The sequence below is a fragment of the Vibrio sp. Makdt genome (assembly GCF_027587015.1).
GTDB classification, from domain to species: domain Bacteria; phylum Pseudomonadota; class Gammaproteobacteria; order Enterobacterales; family Vibrionaceae; genus Vibrio; species Vibrio chagasii_B.
The window spans coordinates 89,509-108,609 of the sequence record NZ_JAPPTH010000011.1 but is presented as its reverse complement, the minus strand read 5'-3'; the positions used below and the strand labels follow the sequence as shown (position 1 = coordinate 108,609).

24 protein-coding genes and 2 pseudogenes are annotated in these 19,101 nt (G+C 42.5%); 9 read left to right on the top strand and 17 right to left on the bottom strand.

The window, feature by feature from the left end:
* Positions 1 to 43 precede the first annotated feature (43 nt).
* From OH460_RS15100 to OH460_RS15080, 5 genes are all read right to left on the bottom strand, one after another.
* Positions 44 to 436, bottom strand: coding sequence for an NUDIX hydrolase (locus OH460_RS15100; RefSeq protein ID WP_269998314.1), 393 nt, complete (start codon positions 434 to 436; stop codon positions 44 to 46).
* A 30-nt stretch (positions 437 to 466) separates the two neighbouring features.
* Positions 467 to 976 (bottom strand): RDD family protein, encoded by a 510-nt coding sequence (locus tag OH460_RS15095; protein WP_061031696.1) that lies wholly within the window; start codon positions 974 to 976, stop codon positions 467 to 469.
* 151 nt (positions 977 to 1,127) lie between these two features.
* Positions 1,128 to 1,883 carry a nucleotidyltransferase domain-containing protein gene (locus OH460_RS15090; RefSeq protein ID WP_269998311.1) on the bottom strand — a complete coding sequence of 252 codons (756 nt, stop codon included), beginning with the start codon at positions 1,881 to 1,883 and terminating at the stop codon, positions 1,128 to 1,130.
* Positions 1,867 to 2,631 carry a carbon-nitrogen hydrolase family protein gene (locus OH460_RS15085; RefSeq protein WP_269998309.1) on the bottom strand — a complete coding sequence of 255 codons (765 nt, stop codon included), beginning with the start codon at positions 2,629 to 2,631 and terminating at the stop codon, positions 1,867 to 1,869. Before OH460_RS15085 ends, OH460_RS15090 begins: the two co-directional genes overlap by 17 nt.
* A gap of 106 nt (positions 2,632 to 2,737) precedes the next feature.
* A complete protein-coding gene (locus tag OH460_RS15080; RefSeq protein WP_269998307.1) occupies positions 2,738 to 3,400 on the bottom strand; it encodes a DNA alkylation repair protein in 663 nt (220 codons plus the stop codon).
* 205 nt (positions 3,401 to 3,605) lie between these two features.
* Between OH460_RS15080 and OH460_RS15075 the strand changes: the two genes are divergently transcribed.
* Complete coding sequence (locus tag OH460_RS15075) at positions 3,606 to 4,127, top strand: prepilin-type N-terminal cleavage/methylation domain-containing protein (protein ID WP_269998305.1); 522 nt, start codon at positions 3,606 to 3,608, stop codon at positions 4,125 to 4,127.
* Positions 4,128 to 4,209: 82 nt separating this feature from the next.
* Here OH460_RS15075 and OH460_RS15070 read toward each other — a convergent pair.
* The 9 genes and pseudogenes from OH460_RS15070 to OH460_RS15030 form a co-directional block, all read right to left on the bottom strand.
* Positions 4,210 to 4,743 (bottom strand): annotated as a pseudogene (locus OH460_RS15070) (GNAT family N-acetyltransferase).
* Positions 4,733 to 5,282: pseudogene (locus tag OH460_RS15065) on the bottom strand (GNAT family N-acetyltransferase). Before OH460_RS15065 ends, OH460_RS15070 begins: the two co-directional pseudogenes overlap by 11 nt.
* A 38-nt stretch (positions 5,283 to 5,320) precedes the next feature.
* Complete coding sequence (locus OH460_RS15060) at positions 5,321 to 5,839, bottom strand: GNAT family N-acetyltransferase (protein WP_269998303.1); 519 nt, start codon at positions 5,837 to 5,839, stop codon at positions 5,321 to 5,323.
* Between the two features lie 39 nt (positions 5,840 to 5,878).
* The gene (locus OH460_RS15055; RefSeq protein WP_269998301.1) at positions 5,879 to 6,526 is read right to left on the bottom strand and encodes an HAD-IA family hydrolase; all 648 of its coding nucleotides are present in this window, start codon (positions 6,524 to 6,526) and stop codon (positions 5,879 to 5,881) included.
* Between the two features lie 60 nt (positions 6,527 to 6,586).
* Entirely contained in the window at positions 6,587 to 7,216 is a 630-nt protein-coding gene (locus OH460_RS15050; RefSeq protein WP_269998299.1) for a LysE family transporter, read from the bottom strand.
* A gap of 187 nt (positions 7,217 to 7,403) precedes the next feature.
* Positions 7,404 to 7,892 carry a hypothetical protein gene (locus tag OH460_RS15045; protein ID WP_269998297.1) on the bottom strand — a complete coding sequence of 163 codons (489 nt, stop codon included), beginning with the start codon at positions 7,890 to 7,892 and terminating at the stop codon, positions 7,404 to 7,406.
* Positions 7,893 to 7,955: 63 nt separating this feature from the next.
* Positions 7,956 to 8,207 (bottom strand): TIGR03643 family protein, encoded by a 252-nt coding sequence (locus OH460_RS15040; RefSeq protein WP_269998295.1) that lies wholly within the window; start codon positions 8,205 to 8,207, stop codon positions 7,956 to 7,958.
* A 111-nt stretch (positions 8,208 to 8,318) separates the two neighbouring features.
* On the bottom strand, positions 8,319 to 8,840 hold the full coding sequence (locus OH460_RS15035) for a GNAT family N-acetyltransferase (RefSeq protein WP_269998293.1): 522 nt from the start codon (positions 8,838 to 8,840) through the stop codon (positions 8,319 to 8,321).
* Between the two features lie 157 nt (positions 8,841 to 8,997).
* A complete protein-coding gene (locus OH460_RS15030) occupies positions 8,998 to 9,426 on the bottom strand; it encodes a hypothetical protein (RefSeq protein ID WP_269998292.1) in 429 nt (142 codons plus the stop codon).
* 516 nt (positions 9,427 to 9,942) lie between these two features.
* Here OH460_RS15030 and OH460_RS15025 point away from each other — a divergent pair.
* Both OH460_RS15025 and OH460_RS15020 read left to right on the top strand, forming a co-directional pair.
* Positions 9,943 to 10,134, top strand: a complete 192-nt coding sequence (locus OH460_RS15025; protein WP_061031707.1) for a hypothetical protein — start codon at positions 9,943 to 9,945, stop codon at positions 10,132 to 10,134.
* 231 nt (positions 10,135 to 10,365) lie between these two features.
* Positions 10,366 to 10,785 carry a BLUF domain-containing protein gene (locus tag OH460_RS15020; protein WP_269998289.1) on the top strand — a complete coding sequence of 140 codons (420 nt, stop codon included), beginning with the start codon at positions 10,366 to 10,368 and terminating at the stop codon, positions 10,783 to 10,785.
* Positions 10,786 to 10,933: 148 nt separating this feature from the next.
* Here the strand turns inward: OH460_RS15020 and OH460_RS15015 are convergent, their stop codons facing one another.
* The 3 genes from OH460_RS15015 to OH460_RS15005 all read right to left on the bottom strand — a co-directional run bounded on the left by OH460_RS15015 (position 10,934) and on the right by OH460_RS15005 (position 12,457).
* Positions 10,934 to 11,407, bottom strand: coding sequence for a hypothetical protein (locus OH460_RS15015; RefSeq protein WP_269998287.1), 474 nt, complete (start codon positions 11,405 to 11,407; stop codon positions 10,934 to 10,936).
* Positions 11,398 to 11,775 carry a hypothetical protein gene (locus tag OH460_RS15010; RefSeq protein ID WP_269998285.1) on the bottom strand — a complete coding sequence of 126 codons (378 nt, stop codon included), beginning with the start codon at positions 11,773 to 11,775 and terminating at the stop codon, positions 11,398 to 11,400. The genes OH460_RS15015 and OH460_RS15010 overlap by 10 nt, the downstream gene beginning before the upstream one ends.
* Before the next feature lie 64 nt (positions 11,776 to 11,839).
* The gene (locus tag OH460_RS15005) at positions 11,840 to 12,457 is read right to left on the bottom strand and encodes a winged helix-turn-helix domain-containing protein (protein ID WP_269998283.1); all 618 of its coding nucleotides are present in this window, start codon (positions 12,455 to 12,457) and stop codon (positions 11,840 to 11,842) included.
* A 253-nt stretch (positions 12,458 to 12,710) separates the two neighbouring features.
* On the opposite strand from OH460_RS15005, the gene OH460_RS15000 reads away from it, so the two are divergent.
* Genes OH460_RS15000 through OH460_RS14975 form a run of 6 tightly spaced genes read left to right on the top strand, consistent with a single transcriptional unit; the run spans position 12,711 to position 19,089 of the window.
* Entirely contained in the window at positions 12,711 to 13,229 is a 519-nt protein-coding gene (locus OH460_RS15000; RefSeq protein WP_269998282.1) for a hypothetical protein, read from the top strand.
* Positions 13,230 to 13,246: 17 nt separating this feature from the next.
* Positions 13,247 to 13,765: a hypothetical protein gene (locus OH460_RS14995; protein ID WP_269998280.1), complete on the top strand. Its 519-nt coding sequence runs from the start codon at positions 13,247 to 13,249 to the stop codon at positions 13,763 to 13,765.
* On the top strand, positions 13,762 to 16,545 hold the full coding sequence (locus tag OH460_RS14990) for a CS1-pili formation C-terminal domain-containing protein (protein WP_269998278.1): 2,784 nt from the start codon (positions 13,762 to 13,764) through the stop codon (positions 16,543 to 16,545). The genes OH460_RS14995 and OH460_RS14990 overlap by 4 nt, the downstream gene beginning before the upstream one ends.
* Positions 16,546 to 16,547: 2 nt before the next feature.
* The gene (locus tag OH460_RS14985; RefSeq protein ID WP_269998276.1) at positions 16,548 to 17,246 is read left to right on the top strand and encodes a hypothetical protein; all 699 of its coding nucleotides are present in this window, start codon (positions 16,548 to 16,550) and stop codon (positions 17,244 to 17,246) included.
* Complete coding sequence (locus OH460_RS14980) at positions 17,246 to 18,286, top strand: hypothetical protein (RefSeq protein ID WP_269998274.1); 1,041 nt, start codon at positions 17,246 to 17,248, stop codon at positions 18,284 to 18,286. Before OH460_RS14985 ends, OH460_RS14980 begins: the two co-directional genes overlap by 1 nt.
* On the top strand, positions 18,286 to 19,089 hold the full coding sequence (locus OH460_RS14975; protein WP_269998273.1) for an outer membrane beta-barrel protein: 804 nt from the start codon (positions 18,286 to 18,288) through the stop codon (positions 19,087 to 19,089). The genes OH460_RS14980 and OH460_RS14975 overlap by 1 nt, the downstream gene beginning before the upstream one ends.
* Positions 19,090 to 19,101 lie beyond the last annotated feature (12 nt).

Here is a 19,101-nt window from a genome sequence, read left to right as displayed (position 1 = left end):
TTGAGCTCTTAAAAACGTCATACAGCCTCTTAACACCGCTGTTTTAGAGAAACATCCCCACCCGCCCGACTTCTTTCAAAGCAACACCATCAGCACTGATACCTACAGGCGCCGAATTCAGTGGGTACCACGCGATGCTGTCTGCTTCTTGTGCTGTGATTTCACCTTCCCATTGGGTTACCACAAAATAATGGATCAGCTGTAACTCTTTTGTTGGGTGGTAGAGCGAACATAAGAATGTGTATTCAGTTGGAGTCACGTTTAGCTCTTCGTTAAGCTCTCGAAACAATGCTTGAATTTGATTTTCACCCTGCTCTATATGACCACCAGGTATTGTTATTAAGCCGGGATCAGTGTCCTTAGAATCGCTGCGCTTTTCTAACAATACTTGTGATTCATTGATCAAGATAAAAGAGACACACTCACGGACATCCATCGATTTTTCCTTAGGCCGAAGTTTAGATAATTAGACTTTCTTTACGACAACAGAGCCTGCAATGAAATCATGAATCGCTCTGCGTTTATGATTAAATAGCATGGAGATGAACTCTAAAAGAACCCAACCGATCATTGCGTACCCAACAAAAATAAAGGCTCGGCCTTGCTCTAAACTTTCCCAAGTCTGGCCGTAGAAAGACAGTTGCGCGTAAGCATAGAGACTAAAGGGGATAAGCATGATTGGGACAATATCTCTCATACAAGACTGTTTGAGGGTTAAGTTTCGACTTTCAGATACATCCACTACTTTCACTCGAGTAACCATCTTACCGATTGTTTGCCCAAATTTAGCATGCATGCCAACGTAGTAAGTGACACCAATTAGTGAATTCACCACTCCCCAAGCAAAAACACCACCCGAGCTGATCACGCCAGAAAGTACGTAGTTGTCTATCCACTCCAAAGGTAAAAATACGATTGAATCTATCCAGATAGCAAAGAAGCGTCTCCAGAAATTAGAATACTTATTGGCATACATTTTTGTTCCTTGGTCTCTATTGGCAATAAAGCACAGACCCTACAACACATCAGCTTTTAATACATTCAACTAGCTATGATTTATAAAACAAATGCGAAGCAGTATGCATACGTCGATAATTTACCCCACCGATTTTCAGGCTCACTAACGCTCACGACAAGTTCTTGCTTAGTCTTTCATACAACTCCAAGGCTTCAACTTTAGAGGTTAATTGCCCGAGAGCGTATTGATGTGCTAATTCAATATCGCCACTTTGGTCTGGATAATAACGCTTGGCTACAGCAGTACACTGGCTCAGGTTGGTGTACCAGCTGCCATCTTTCTCAGCGACAAAGTAGTACGCCGCCCGCACTAACTTCTTGCCAATAACCTTAGCGACATCCGCATCGGTCATTGTTTTAAAGGCCAGACCCATTTGCTCAAGAAAAGTAGACGAGTCACCATTAAGCGCTTGGGCTATTTCACGACTAGGTTTGTAACGTTGAAAATCAATAGATAAATCATTACCCCAAATACAACAGCAACAGTGCTTGAGCCAAAACTGCCAATGGAATTTTTCTTGTGTTTGCAGAACTTCTGAAAGTGAGCCCGGGTCGATATCAAGCTTACTGACTTGGGGATATGCTTTAGGAATGGTGTCAGAAAGGTGCTGAAATAGTCGCTTCTCTTTTTGACCAATAGGTGTATTGAGTACGATAGAAACATCCAAATCCGAGTGACCAACAACCGCCGTTCCTCTCGGCACACTTCCGTATAGGTAGATACCATCAATTTGATTCGGAAGGCCAGTTAACAACAAATCAATAACGGCACTCACAACCTCTTGGAATTCGGGAACGATGTTCTTAGGAGAGTATAGGTTTTCGATGAATCCGTCTTTGTCGAGACCTCTAGTTTGATTCAGCATGCCACTTTCCAGCTATATTAAGATCCGTTTCACAGCCCGAGATAGTACATAGAACAATGCCACTCTCTTTTGAGTTTGCACTGATCACGAGCTCTCCTTGCGAACTCCAAACCGAGCTCTTGCCACACGTTTCCCAACCTCCCGTCACAGAGATATGGTTACTCAGTAATACTGGTATACCGTGTTCCGACGCAATTCCAGATAAGATTTTAGAATCCGGGACAAAGCCATTCTCGGAGATTAAAGCGCTCGCTAAATAGACATCAGCACCTAGATTCTTGGCTCGTCGAGAGTGATCCGCCTCTATGAAGTCAGCACATATTGCTAGCGCGATTTTATGCCCGTTGACATCAAATACATAATCAACGTTGCCAGCAGAGCAGAATTCACTCTCACCATCATGCAGGTGCTGTTTAGAGTAGAACTCAACTCTACCATCGGGAAAGCAAACAACGGCGCCTATGGCGGGGTGGGATAAGCCTGGAACTCGCAGGGGACAACCAGCCACAATAATCATCTCATTTTGAACCGAAGCTCGGGAGAGTTCTTCAAAATTTGATGGATCAAGAGACAACGCAAGTTCTTCCGCCAAATCAAGCTCATAGCCGGTTAATGATAGCTCGGGGAAAACAACCACATCCGCATTGTACTTTGACGATTGCTCTATCATTTTTAGATGTTGCTTAAGGTTTTCTCTCCAGTTGCCTCTCACGACAGGAATTTGGGCCAAACTGATAGTGACACTCATTTCAAACTTCTCCAAAAAACAAAAATTGCTACACAAATATCTACATAGCTAAATGCGGTTTACGTTAGGGGGACTGTGGTTATAATTTGGCTTCAAACAACGCTAATCAAAGCGACATCAACTCTCGCTTAATGTCATTATCCAACTTTTCAATCGCGTAACGAAAAGCCACTCTTGGTATTGAGGCATGTTTGGCATTCAGATAACCAATAACCTGTTGAGGCTCTTTTTGACTGAGTACTTTAAGCATCCAACCATAGCCTTTCTGTACTAAGTCATGCTTATCTTCGAGCAATAGATCCGCCACGCGAAACGGATCCAACGCAGCGCAACGATTCTTATTGATAAGATAAATTAAAACGACCGCAGCGGCCCTGCGTACAGCGAAATTCGAATGCTCGACCCATTTTGTGGTGAGATTGAACAAGTCATTGTATTGAGACAGTAACTCCCCAAAAGCATGAGTACAAAAGTCGTCACAATCGTTCCAGTCTGTGACGAACTCTTTTAACCAACGCTCAAAAACAGGAAACGTGTCTCTTGAATATTGTTTTCTTACTCTAAAAGCCCAATCGTACGCGATAACTCCTAGCGCCCAGTCTCTTTGCTCCAATAATTGAGTACACAGAGACAACACACTAGAAATATCTTTGTCTTCAAGAGTCTTAAAAATCTGAGCCGAAATGGAACGAACCTGAGCTGTTTTGATATCCACTTTCGGATAACCCACTTCTGAAAGATGCTGCTTTACCGTTTCGACCATACTCACTAAAACAAACTCCTTGTCTATCTAAATTCAATATTGAAGTGAGATATCCGGCCCTTAAGTTATTTCTCGATTGGGTTTTATAAAATAAAGCCATGTAAATCACAACATTCATTATTGGTTAATAAAATCACCTCTGCAATATAGAAATTTCCTTTGGCAATAGTCACTTATGGTGCATACTTGCCGCCGTCAAAAGAGGTGCATAATGAAAAAGAACGGTTTTACAATTATTGAGCTCATTGTCGTTATTGTGATTCTTGGAATAATCGCCGTTACGGCAGCGCCCAGGTTCCTGAGTGTGAGTACAGATTCGCATATTGCAGCCGTGAAAGGTACTGGCGCTGCTTTCAAAGCAGGTGTCGATCTTGCCTATTCAAAAAATTTGACCTTAAACGGTGGCGGTCCATCTACGAACATCCCTATCTATGATGACTCTGCCACTGGCCAGCTTGACTTCAATGAATGGGGATACCCAGTACAGCAATGGCCTTACGCAGAAGATTTTCCAAGGTTGGATAATCCGGAAGACTGTATTTCGGTATGGGGAGCTCTCCTGATTGATCCACCGAGCGTTTCTAGTTTCAACTCACCGACTGATACTGACTATATCGCTGAGTACATCCACACCGACCAATGCCGTTATCATTATCGAGTCGTACCGGGGATATCTATTTACTACAACTCGATGAATGGCGATGTCACCGTGGATGACGAACCAGACAGCTAAGCTCAAGTTTAATACTCAACGTGTTGGTACACACAAATAAACTTAGAGAATGCCAAGCATCAAGATTCAGCCATCCTAGAAATTAAGACAAGCACGTTTTGGCGAAAACCAGCGTGCTGTCTAACTCTCCAGAAGGTAAACGCCTAGCATTAGCTAAACGAGCTTCTTGCTGGTAGCCACATCGCTGCGCCACTGCCTGACTTTTCACATTCGTTGCTGCCATTTTTATCTCAACACGCTTTGCCCCTTAATCAAGAAAGGCAAACTCTTCAACGAGTTGAATCGCCTCGCTCACATAACCAAATCCCGTTTTCGAAGTTCGTAACCAATAACCGATTTCAAAACAAGGTATAGAGTCGTCTCGGACAATAAAACCAATGGCGCCGATGAACGCCTCAGTATTCTTTTCAATAATACTGAACCAAAACTCCCCCACAAAATTAGAGAAATTACTGGCAGCCTCTTGAGTATTGAGTTCAAGTTGTTGCCGAGTTAACGATTCAGAAACCCAAGGCAGGAATTCGGACAACTCAGCCATACATTCTTGAACAACGTTAAACATTTCATCAGTATGGATTAATGAAGGAGGCGTTAATTTAAGTCGTTCACTTTCCATTACTCTCACCTTCCCACTCTGAGCGAAGCATCGCTAATACAACGGTATCCCACCACTTATTTTTGAAGAATCGGTGCTCTTTAAAGCAAGCTTCTTGTCTCATCCCGAGTGACTTACACAATCTTATCGCCGCTAGATTTTCACCAATGGTTTCCGCATAAATTCGATGAACCCCTAACTCTGAAAACCCAAAACCAGCCAGAGCTTTGGCCGCTTCTATGGGTAGCCCTTTCCCCTGAATTTCTCTCGCAAAAAGCGCAGCCCATTGAAGCTTGCTGGTTATCTTCAAGGCGTAAACACACGGTTCCGATAAACTTCCCTGACTCTTTACTTTCCACAGCTAATTGATAGGACTGACGAGGATCTTCCTCAGCCTGTTCAACAAACAATTGGGTGAGTTGATGGTACTTACTAGGCTCACAATCAGTTTCATCATAGAAACGCTGATATTTGGCGTCCTGTGACATGGCCACAAACGCGCTTTTATCTTCAAGCGTCATATCTCGAAGAACTAATCGGTCAGTTTCTAGTTTGAACATCAAAATTCCTTTTTATCTGTCGCCTAAACTGTATGGCGTTACTGACAGTCAAGCCAATAACGAGCTACTGGACCAGGAGAAACTTTACCAAAAACTATTTTTTCAAACTTACCGCCATTTGCCTCAATGACTTTTCGTGAAGCTATATTGTCTTCGTCTGCGGTAATCAAAGCTTGTTTAATACCCAGAGAGCTCGCTTTTGGAATAGCGAATTTGAGCATTGCCTTGCCGTAACCAGAACCTCTCTTTGAGGGAGCAATATCGTAGCCAATGTGCCCCGCTTCAAGTGACAGAAACTCATTATCGATGCGATGACGAACACGAATGGCGCCGAGTATCTCTCCTTCATCACTCACTAACCAATAGTGATTACATGGCACGTAACCATCGGGTAAGTTAACGCCTCTAGCCTCATCATTTAACCATTCAATATAACGAGAAAAATCAAGAACACCGTCTTTGTAATAATCAGAGTTATCGATGTCGTGCTCCAAGAAGTCTTGATAATACACCTTAAAAGCGGACTCAAATTCTTTTGAGGGCGATACTAGTTTCATTGTTATCTATTCCTCTTACGACACAATTAAAGGAGCTTTCTAATTAGCAAGGTGAATCTGATAGGTTCCAATTTGACTGCGAGTAAGTATGAGTTCATCAAACCCATTTACGATCAAATCCGCTTGGTTCAATTCTTCTCTGGTATGGCTGGTTAATAGAGCGATCGTGAAACATCCTGCCTTCTTAGCAGATAGTACGCCAGATGGTGAATCTTCAACTGCAACACAATCTTCAGTTTTTGCGCCTAAAGCTTCTGCTGCTTTGAGGAAAGGATCCGGTGCTGGCTTACCTCGTACCACATCTTCAGCACAAATCATGACCTTTGGTAACGTAAAACCGGACGCTTCTAAGCTTGTTGTTGCGACGGCTCTTGGCCCACTCGTTGCGATTGACCAGCAATCCGGGCCTAATTTTGATAAAAAATCATGAGAATTTGGTATAGCCTTGGCGCGCTTCATCTCTTGGGTCGCAATAGCTTTAACTTTATTGACCTCAGTGACATTAGAGAATTCCATGCCAATACAGCTCAGTGTCTCTTCGATTTTTCGCCCGTGGATATACTCACTCATGGTTTCAAAACGAACACCAACAGTCTTGCACCATTTTTTCCAAATATTGTCGATAACCACTTGGGTATCAACCAGTGTTGCATCGACATCAAAAATAAACTTCTTACATTCAATCATGAACTCTAAAACCTATGAAAAACACTTTGATACAGTATTGATATGAGCAGATAACACACATTAAGACGCCATGACTTTAATACCAAACAGCGTAAACAAGCCACCGGTTACATAATCCATGACACTTGAGATACGTGCATAAACACTTTTCGCAGCTCGATGTGAAAACGCTGTCGCCAGAAACATATGCCAGCATAAGGTAATACCAGACATAGTCAGCATAATGGCGATAGCCATCGGGATAGTAATATTTTCAGGCATAGAGACACTAAACAAACTCACGACAAAGAACCCCGTTTTAGGGTTTAAGATGCTAGTGATGAACGCAGACATAAAGACTTTTCTACTTGAAGGCAGCATCGCTTCGCTAGTATTCAAACCTTCATCTAGCTGTTTGGCTTTTCGTGTTGAAAGGATCTGGCGCATACCCAAATACAACAAATAACTGCCACCAACGATCTTCATAACGCTAAACAGTGCCGGGAAATGGGAGAACAAAATAACCAAGCCAGTGCATCCAAACAGTGACCATAGCAATATGGACGTACTGACACCAAAAGCAGAATATTTTGCTAGCTTTCGGTTGTAGTGCAGCGCTGTGTTGATCGTCAATAGTACATTCGCGCCGGGCGTTGCGACTGCTAGCATCCAAATCAACGCAACGTGAAGAAGAACCAATAAATATTCCATTCGTCTCTACTCAATTCAATCAAGCTTTAGTAATGATATCGCACGCATTCACGGTTTTACGTCGCTTGATTCACAAAGTTAATGCGCTCGAACGTGGTGTGATGAGTGTCTTTCAACTCAGCATTAGAGTCCACATTTAGAACTAAAAAATGCCAAGCCATAAGATTCAACCAATCAATTTAAGATCCTACTCTCGACACTTTACTAAGCCATAAAGTTCCAGTAGTTGCCTGCCATCACTAGGCTTCCCTTCATAGGCACCAAACGCACTAGGGTAATAGATAGGCAATGCTGTCATCACAAACTGAGCCAATGAAAAATAGACACCAAAATTAATGACGTAAGAAGCTATGTAAGGGAGTTGATTGCTATTAACAAAATACAACGATAGACACAGGAGTAATGAGGTAAGTGGCCCCATAACTAGAGACCATGCTTGTAAGGATTTACTGCCCTGTTGAGTTATTGAGGCAAAGCCAACATTCATTGAAAAGCTTGAAATTGACAGTGTGAGATTGCCAATTTGAACAACCTTGGTCCTTTCGCTATTCCCGAGGGTCACCTCGACTTTGTGACCCGCAATAAGCTGAGGGATTGCATGACCCAATTCATGCAATAAGGTGGCGATAGGCATCACACACAAAAAGCCTATCGCTAATCCAATCAAACTATTCAATCTCAATCTCCCTATTTAGAACGATAGCCACTGATAGAAAGAGGTAAATGGTTGGCGGAAAACCTACTGCCGCTTATATTGTGTTGGACAATAACCTCTCGACACTTCAGAGCTACGAAGTTTTAAATGTTTTGTCGCACGACCTGCGACCCGAGCGCGCCACAATTTGAAGCTACCCGGCTTCATATGGCTGCGTATAAAACGAATCACCTGTGATTCATTTAAACCAAATTGAAGTTCTATTGCCTCAAATGGCGTTCGGTCTTCCCACGCCATTTCAATAATTCTTGATTCATTCTCTTTAGATAATTTCATTGTCTACTCATCCTTTAAAATCTGAGTAGAAGTACGCTCACTCTCACTTTTTAGATCAGGGTTTTACCACTGAGTCGATAAGGAATCATCAAAAAAAACAGATATTTGTCGCTATCCTCTCTCCAGCCACTCGCTACGCAGCAACCCATACTTCAACGAGTCATAATACTCGCCTTGGTAATATCGCACCTTTCTCAGCCTCGCCTCTTGCTGGAAACCTAGCTTCAAAGCGAGAGACATCATGCGCGGGTTACCTGACCAAGTCGTTAGCCCAACACGCTCAATCTGTTTGTTTTCGAATAAGTAAGTAATCCAGAGCGGTAGTGCCAATGCTGCGATCCCCTTCCCCCAATATTCAGAGTTATAAATGACTACGCCAGCTTCGAGCCAACGTGTCTCTTCACACTCCCAGTAGCAACTCACGGTTCCAACAGGTACACCGTCGACAACCACCAGCTGTAGGTCATCGCCCTCGAGCAGTCGTTTAAACGAATGCGCTTCAAAACTTTCTAATGACGGATGAGAATACGAAAAATAAGGGCCATTAAACTTAGTCCACTCATCATTTGAGATAACCAAAGCATAAATGGTAGCCAATTCGCTCGGCATTGCTGGTCTTATCGTTATGTCCATTCACTTTCCTTGTCCTATTTTCCCCAGTCCAAATAATCCTGAGTTTTCAGCTTTGGTTGTTCATCGTAGTTGAGTTTAAGCCCTTCAGAAAGTAAAAAGCTCGCCAATAATGACGAGCCTTGTTTAGGGGTGAACCATGCTAACTGCGAGGTCGCACTTAGCTTACAACTTGTTTTCGCAAATTCACTTCGACGCTTTTTAAGATCTTAAACTCTTCACGAGAACAACCTCGAGCTACAGATACCCAGTGATCACCAGTTTCGTCTGATCCTTTAAACTCTGCACGAAGCTCGTACTTTCGCCACGAAACAAAAGCCAAAATAAAGGTCATAGCGAGCATAGGTAACCCAAACTGAGGCACAAACGCCCAAGTTGCTGCAGATAGCATCAAGGCCAATGAAATGACGTTGATTGCGTTTTCTTTGATGCCCAATTGGCGAATTTCTAGCTGTTTGATTTTACGTAAGCTGTAAACATCCTTCTTGACTCGAAGTTCATCAGAACTCACTAGAAAGTCAGATGCCTTGTATGCTCTACGCAGCCTCAATAAATTCGCTAACCTATTGCGTGTTTGGTTCTTATTCATCGCCTTTCTCCATGTTATTTAAAGGTTAGTAAAAACTAATATAATCATGAAGTTATCGGTGAATTCTTATTTTATAAATCAAGAGAATGTAAAAAGCAAGGATATGAAATTAATAACACTTATAACAACACCAACAAAACATTCAAAATATGAATTAATAAAATTGAACTCTAGTTGCTGTTTGCACCGTGCGGAAAGTACTCATCAATTGATTCTTTCCGCTACTCATAATGAATACTCCCATTAATCAACACGCTTCATCTGTACTTTGTAACCAGTTATTTCAATTCATTTTGAACAAGAGAGTAGTCTGCTTAGAGTTTGCTGAAGCCACATCACATAAAGTGCTCACTGACATAGAATTCATCCGAATAGAAGCAGCCAGGTATCAACAATTTGAATGGCTCAATCATTCAATCTATTCATATCAGTGCAAGCTATTAATTAAGCAATTGATCTCATAAGGGCGGAGCTGTATGGTTACTTTACACACACTGTTGCCTAATGGAGATGACGATGGACGAACTACTAACGCACGCTATGGAACAGAAACAACGCACGGTCGTAACAAGCTTATTTGCAAAAAATGGGTTTAAAATCGCCGCGACAGATTTTGATGATGTGACCTTTGAACGCGAAACCGTTTTGGTCAATGTTAGATTCGACGCATCTTCTAATGTCGAATCCATTTCGGTTTTGAATGACTAAATATAATAAATTACGATAACAAGCAGGCAACATTGCTTTTAGCAAAGGCTACTAAAGCCTTACCTATTTTCATCGCGGCACGGATAAGAAAATAGAACTCCTAGATAGAGCTTGTTGCTTACTATTTCTTTTCCAAACCACTCAGTAGTGATAACCAAATCAATAACTAGCAATCCTATGAGCTTGGCTTATATTTGTTAATACCATTTCATAAAAATCGACGTGTTGCCTATGTTACTTACTCGATTAATCTACGTTAGTACGCTTTGTGAAAGCTGCGATGCTGAGGCTTTAGATGACATTCTTCAAATCTCACATGATAGAAATAAACAAAGCCATTTAACGGGGCTTCTTAGTCATAATGACAAGTATTTTCTGCAGTGTATTGAAGGTTCACGTAACGCGGTTAACCATACCTATAATCATATTCTGAATGATAAGCGGCACAAAAACGTCATGATTTTGTACTTCAAAGAGATTGATTGTAGGGAGTTTGGGGATTGGTCAATGGGCGATATTCCTCAATCGAGCCTAACCGAATTGGTGAACTTACAGTTTTCGACATCCAACCAATTCAATCCATATGAGATGTCTGGAGAAAGTGCTTATCAAATGCTTCTGGAATTGAAACAGAATTTGCCATCAGAATAAGTATTGTTTAATCACAGGTTCATGTCTCAATTTCTGGTGTGAAACGTTGAACTGGAATTTTGGGATTAAAGCGAGGTTACGAAAGGCTAGATCAACTTCTAGCCTTTCTTTTTAACTTACGTCTGGTTATGCACCCTTCAAGTACATTTTATAGTGCTTGATTCGCTTCAGGTGTCGGTATTGAGGACAGTGGGCCAAAAAAGCCTACGGCTTCTACCTGACTTTCATGCATGCCCAGTCGAGGGTCTTCTTCAAGTCTTCTTAATATGTAGTGCCCATCGTCGTTTTTCTTAATTTTGTAAACCATCAAAGTTTGGTGTGAACGTAGGAATGCATTTAAGTTATTAGGGTCACCTTCAACGACTTTATCAGTACGAACAGTCAAAAGATAAATCGTATCAAAGAAGGTGCCATAGTACCCCGTACCCACAGCATGCGTGCCATCATGATAAGCAGCCTGGGCTTTGAAGCGCCCATGCGAGCCTATCAAAGTGACCTCACGATCATCAAAGTGACTGTTGATTTCGAAGTCACTAAACATAGCATTCACCCATGGCACCAACAGCGGCAATACAAGTAAGCAAATAATGGACAGAATCTTTGTTTTTCTCGTTAATCCCATACTTTTATCCGCCCTTGGATCACCACTTGGTCAAACGTTTTCTTTATGTCGTCTTTTTGTAAAAGGCCTACCATATTTCCGTTCTTCTCAGAGACGTACACATGAGTCAAACCTCGGAAATAATTCTCTAGGTCACTTGCCACGACCTTGGCTGCAAATTCAGGGGTTAGGCCCTCTTCATAATCTCCATCTAATGAAAAAAAATAGAGAGAGTCTCCCAAGGAAGCATAGATGCCACGATGGACTCGATACACTTGCCCTTCATAACTGTGAATGGTTTTGTAAAAGCCTGACTTAGCATTCAGGATAATATCGTGCTCGTCGTCTTCAAAATGGGCGTAACCAGAAAAGTATGTACCTAAAGACAAAAACCACGGCACCAAAAACAACACCGCAATAAAGAGTCCAACTCGTAGAGTGAGGGATTTAAGGCTAACCACCAACACCTCCCCCAAAACATTCAAAGCATTCGAAAGCTTCACGATAGACAAAATAGAAAGTGATCAATCCAATAAACAATGCGATGGTGATCTCCCATACCACAGGCTTCTTACTCCAACGACGAAATACGTTAGATGTTGCAGGCTGTTCTTCTTGGATAGAGTTAATAGACGTATCTGTATGGTCTTCATCAGTTTGTAAAGTCGGCGCTTGAGTTAATTCTTTTTCAAGATCTAACTCGTTAACCTCCACGACATTGTCACTATTGGCGGCAGGCTCATCATGAACAATCTCGATGTTCAACGGATTGATGAATACATACCCTTCTCCGGGCAAGTTGTTCACTTCAAACCCTAGCTCCAAACTGTCTAGCTTTTTTCGTAACTTCATAATGGCAACGGCCAAAGAATTCTCCCCGACGACTCTTCCTGGCCAACCTTTCTCAATCAGAACCTGTTTATCAATCACTTCTCCGTGTGACTCACAAAAAGCCAACAGCAAATTATATTCACTTCGATTCAGTTCTAAGGGCTGATTTTCTTGTCCCGAGTCGCTGTTTATCAAAGTGATGGTTCTTCTTACTGTGTCTATAGAAAGTTTTTTAAACATTCTTTTCCCTGTATTCGCACTACCTACTAAAAGTAGACTAAAAAAACATAAAACACGAATTATCAGCCACTTAACTGTAGTAAATCTAAAAATTAAACGTTATTAACTGCGTATAAAGCACTATTAAGTTGCTTTTATTTCCAATTCATACGCCGTTGAAGTCAAATCAATCACCTCGAAAGTGTGCAGGAAATATCGATTCCAATGCACCTTTTATTTTTATACATACATTTCTAAACAATAGGTGAGAAACATGAAACTTAATAACTTTTTCGTGATGGGCGCAACAGCATTCGCAATGACTTCTGTTTCGGTATACGCGGCAGATGACGTTGCAACAGCAGATGCAATTTGGACTGGTGCAATTGGTAACTCAGTTCCAAGTTCAAACCTTATCATCACGGGTTTAGGTGGTGGCGATATTCAAACAGGTGAGTTGTACGTGACCTCTGAAGGTACGTTCACTTCTTCAGAAGTTGTTCTAGAAGCACGCGATTTTGACTCAGCAAATTCAACAACAGGCGATAGACAACCACTTGCCAACTGGACTTACGTAACATCACAAGTATTGGTTGGTGGTCAACTTACTCAAGACGCTCAAGTAAGTGTTTTTAATGGTGGAACAGAGCTAACGGCTGCAGCACCAAATAGCTACCAAGGTTCATACGTTGAGTTAACAGTAGCAAACACAACTGACATCCAAGACATCCCAGTAGAAGGTACTGCACAAGTTATCGTTCAAATGGCGGCTAGCTACGACGGTTCACTTTAAGTCGTTTGGGGAAAACTGTGAATTACTTAACTCGCCCACTTCTCGCTCTGTTGACTTCGGGCGCTATGAGCCTTTATGCCAATGCCGAAACTCATACGTTCCAGTTAACGAGTGATATCGATAAGAAACACTTTTTCTCTTATCAGATCACAGAGGTCGCGTTTTCCCCTTCTTCTTTATCGCTAAAGGTCGATCCAAAAACCGACACTTTTCGCGATGCTACAACACAGTTATTGGTCGAGACCGATATTCCAAGTTCTGATCAGTCGACTCGATTTCAGTTGTTCATGACAGGCAATACAGCTCAGTGTTTCGATATTCATAAACAGGCACTAACAACGCCTGCAGATCTTGTTGATGTCACTGTCGCTGAACAACCCTTAACGTCATCAACCCCTGTTCTGATGGATTTTAACACCACATCAGACGACCTAAAGAGTGGCGAATACGACGTCATCTTATCCTTTGGGGCTTTACCGACAGGCTCAAACCTGTGCCAAGGCCAGTTATCTGTTTTAGCGGAGCTTTCGTTATGAAAAATAGCACGTTTATTACAACAACGATCTTAGGTTCGTTGACCTTGTCACATCTGGTTTTTGCTAATGGAAACACTTCAATCCCAGCTGGATTTGAAGATTTTTATTCGCAACAAGAACGAGATGTCGAGTTAAAAAACATTGATGGTCGTTACATGACGATTCCTATGTCTGTAACTTACGATTCAGTGCAATTCAGTAATCCTGATGATGCAACCGCAGTAGCAAAGGAACTGATGTCATCAGGCCTAAATGAGCGCTCAGCAAAGCAAATAGTTGCTGGGTTTTCTCGCGGTCAGTCGAATACTGTTGACTGCCAGGGTGACCTGAACTTATGTAGCCTTACTCCTAAAACGTACGACACTTTTTATGATTACCACTCAAACAAGCTCTACCTATACGTTAACAAAGAGCTGCTTGAAAAGAGCAAACCGAAAGCACTCAAGAAGCATTACGCGTCGACTTACAACGCAAACCCAGGCTTGATTAACAACGCAAGTTTGTACACATCAAGCGATTTTACTAATAACTTGAATGTGAATTTAAGTGATCAATTCATCTTGGGGCTGCCTTATGGCTCAGTTCATGTCGATACCTATCTGAGCAACCAAGAAGATGCGTCTGAACTAAATTACGGTTACTACAACTTAGAGTACCAAAACCTGCGTTTAACAGCAGGCTACCACCAAGATCGCTTGGCGCTAAACAGCACCTCTTTCTTGCTCAACAGCACGCAATATCATGACGTAAACGTGAATTTGTCTTCGAGCAAGAACCTAAGCCGTACCGCTAAAAACGAAGACCAATCACTGTACTTCTACGCGCAAACACAAGGCGTACTCAAGATCTTCCGTGATGATCAAATTATCTTGCAACAGTCTGTTCAAGAAGGTCAGGGAAGCATCAGTTACTCGCAACTTCCCGATGGTGTCTATGACGTTATCGTAGAGATATCTGTTGGTAACCAAGTAGTATCTTCGGAATCAGTACGAATTTACAACGCCAACACAGATACTCTGAATACAGGCGAGTTTGATTACTCTGTGACTGTCGGCCAGTTCCAAGATAACGATACGTATCAGAGTGATGAAAGCCAGCTGTCAGGTTTATCGACAACCAATGAATTTGAAGGCGTGGCATTCCTTCAAGGCGCTTTAGCTTACAAATGGTCTGACGCACAAACTGTTGCCGTAAGCAGTACCTTAACTAATGATCATGCGATGGGACAATTGGGGCTTAAAGGCTATCTACCTTTCGACAGCCGCTACGAAGTATTCCTTTCGAATATCGACAGTGAGGCTTGGTATCTATCTGGCTACTGGAACCTAGGCACTTTGGGGTTTACCTATGAGCGCCTGAATAACCCAAAGCAAAACCAGTTCGCACAACATCTGTACGGTGTTAGCGATAAAGAACAGCTCGGCATGAGTACCAGCTACTCCATTGGTGACATGATTCGTGGGTATAGCTCGGTCAATTACATCGAACAAAACACGCTATCGAACAGTCAATTCAGCAATTGGTCGATCTCTTCGGGCTTGAGTACGCCGTTTATCGTCGATTCAACGCTCGATCTAAATGTGACTATTAATAATGAGCAACTGACATCAAATTGGGACGATGGTGAGCTCTCCATCTCTCTAAATTGGTCGGTGCCTCTTTCATCGAAGCTGACTGGCAATACGGGAGTCACGATCACAGAGAATGGCTTTAGCCAATACACCAACAGCTTAGAGACACAAGATTTGGTCAAAGACCAAGACACGGATTTACGGCTTACTGCTAGCAACAGTTACTACGTTAACTCGCCTAACGCAGCGGTAACTAATGTAACGGCGTATGCCGCCAAACGAGATGAGCATTACCAAGCTGACGGCTTTGTCTACGCTTCGAACAACGGCGAAAAAGCGTTAAACGCTACATTGCGTAGCACCCAAATTATTGGTGGTGAGAGCGTGAATTTCACTACCGCGCAAAGCGATGCTTATGTGGTAGTCGATACCCAAAACAATATCCGTTTTGATACCGACGAGAAAAAGACAAAAGGCTTAGTGGTTGTACGTGCCGATGACCAGGTGATGAACAAACAGTACATCTACAACGACCGAGCAGTCATTACCCTAGACGACTACCAAGCTGCAACGATAGAGCTTGATGTAGAAAGCGTCGCTTTACACAACACTGGCCAACAGTCAGTAACAGGCTACACACACCCCGGGTCGGTCATTGAATTGAACTCAAACGTGAGCCGTGTGATCAGCTTTGTTAGTAAATTCAAGGACATTTTCGGCAACAATGTACACAACATTGAATGTGAAGGCCCGGCATGTTTGAACGTATCAAGCATTACGTCTGGCATTCACAAAGTCGATGTACAAGAAGGTCAACAGTTCGCACTAACCAGTAACGGCCAACAATGTTACTTGCCGTCTGTCGATGATGCGAAACAGCTGAACTTTGGCACCAACTTCTGCCAACCAAACTTGAATCCAATGGAATCAATGATGTTGGTGAGTAACAACAAAGAAATTAACGTGATGTACATCGGTGAATTCGATGACATCAACACACTGAACGAACAATTGCATGCACTGACTGACAGCGGGATGGAGTTTATTACCACTCGTCTAGGTCGTACTTCTTTTGTTTACCTGACTGTAAATAAGGATCTTCAACTCAGTCATCAACAACGTCAACACATAGAAAATGTTGCTCGCTACGCCAATTCGGAATCGCTACGAGAGCACAACTTTGTACTTAACCGACCTGAAGGTAACTGATTATGAAAAAGCTTCCTATTTTACTTACTGCTGCACTTACAACCTCTGTTAATGCGATGAACGTCGATACCATGTTACTAATTGGAGACGAGTACGGAAACGGCGTCTTCACTCTAACGAACAGCAATAAGATCACCGAATTCATTCAATCCAACATTACGCAATTGGTGGTTGAAGACGGAGAGATCACTCGTGTGCCTTACGCTGAAGATAACTTTGAAGATTGGCGTGTAACGCTGACTCACAACAAAACCATTCTAGAGCCGCATCGCCAAAAGCAAATTGGCGTGCGCTCTCTGTGCGGCAACAAATGCGATTTCACCGAAGACCAGTACTACCTAGTGAGCTTCGAGCCCTCTCCATACGATCCTGAAGGCAAGCTTAACTCAGCAGTAACCATTAACTTTGGCTACCGTCCTTTGTTTGTTATCCCGGCACAAACTCAAGATATTGATTACTCGATGTCTTTGGACAACGGTGAGCTACACATCAACAACACGGGCAACAGCTTTGTACGGGCTCACTTCGATCAATGCACAGATGAAGTCACAGATGACTGTGAAGTCACGATCATGTCTCTCGCTGGCCGTGAGCGTAGCTACCCTTTACCGAAAAACATTGATCCCTCGAACTTAAAAGTAACGGTCGTCAATCACGATGAAAGTTACCGTCAAGATGTCACCCTGAGTGAGAGTAAGTAATGAAACGACTCGTTTTATTGTCGCTACTGTTCGCGACTATGCCTAATTACGCTGCCACTCTCAATATCAATATTGAGGGGCAACAAGTACGTTTTGAAAACGCCATCACTCTCGGTGGGAACCAATACACCCTGAGTGATTGGTCTATCGCAAATGGCCTCACTACAACGAGTCAGTTTTTGCCTAGTGCATTTGTTACAGACAAGCCAGACATCATGACATTAACCAGCAATTCAGGCCAAAGTGTCCAAGCAGCGATTGCGGTTAATGGATTGCAATACAACACAGCATCCAACCCATACACACGCGGTGATAATAAATTTGTAACGCCTACATGTAGCCAGTCTCAATTATCGGGGAATATTGTGACGCTCGGTGACAGCGATACCCAAAACTGCAGTGCCAATTTTTCACTCGAGTATTCGCAATCAGTCACACCGTTTTATTTTTATCGCCCGACGTTCAACATAGATACGACGTCTCTATTGAACTCACTTCAAGGTCAGGCAAAAGGTGTGTATACGGCAACAATTCCAGCTGACATAAAATACTACTATCGCTCTTCAGGCGGAGCGTTGACCTACCGTATTCTGCCCGACGTTTTTACTGTGAATATCGATTACACACCGAATAGCTTAGAGAGTATTGACGTTAGCGGTGATGGTGTACTGAGCCCTGTTTATGACACAACTAACCATACCGTCTCAGCTCAAACCACATTCAATATCACGGCAATTGGCCAGTTCAGTACTGGCTTGTCGATGACATTATTGACCAATGAGTTTGAACTTACCTCGGCGTCAGGCAATACATCCATCCCCTACTCTATTCAGTGCAATGAAGCGAATTGTAAAGATAAAGACTGGGTTAAGAATGGCGTCAATCAGCTCGACAATAACCAGACCAGCTATGTGATTCAATCACCAAGCTCAGTGATCAATTTCGATCTCAATGTTAACTACCAAAATATTCCTTCGACAGACGTGGAAACCGCTACTTATTCAGGAAATTTCACCGTCATGTTTGAGGAACTGTACTAATGAAAATATTGTTTAATCATACGCTAATAGCCAAAAGCTTTATTGCGGGCGCATTGGTACTGCCGAGCTTATGTTTAGCTGATGCATCACCATTTTATATTGGCGCTGATGTGACCAACGCAGGGAAAACTAACTCTGAAGTGCCTGATACTGCATTTGGTGGTCAAATTCTTTTAGGTTACGACCTAACAAAAACATGGTCAGTCGAGGCCAGTACTGGCTATTACGGGCACATCAAAACCATGAAAGAACCGGACCTCCCTTATTCAGAAGTTGAGGAACAAAGATTCAACAGCACGGATATTTCGTTACTCGGCACTATCCCACTATCTCGCCACTACAATCTTTATGCTGGTGTAGGTTCACTATGGGAAAGCGATACATGGTCTCCCATCAGTCAACTTGGCGTGGAGTATGAGTTCAACGATCAACTCACCATGAAATTTGGCTATAAATTCATTTTTAGCGATGATCCTGAGAAAGATCTGCAAGTTCTAACCTTGGGCATGCGCTATCACTTCTTGACACAAAATAACTCAGAGCCTGAACCGATTGTGTACAACGATCTCAGTGTGACTTCAACGTCAAAAGTGACAACGTATGAACCTAAAGTGGAACCTCAAACCTGTCACCCGATTCGCTACGTTGTGAAACAAGACGATTGGCTGATTAAAATTGCTCACAATCACCAGATCAGTTTCGAGAAACTTGAACAACTGAATCGCAAATTTGCTGACCTCAAAGACATCGACCTGATCTATGCCGGTGATGTTGTGTTACTTCCAAACACACGTTGTGAATAAGCTATGTTGTTG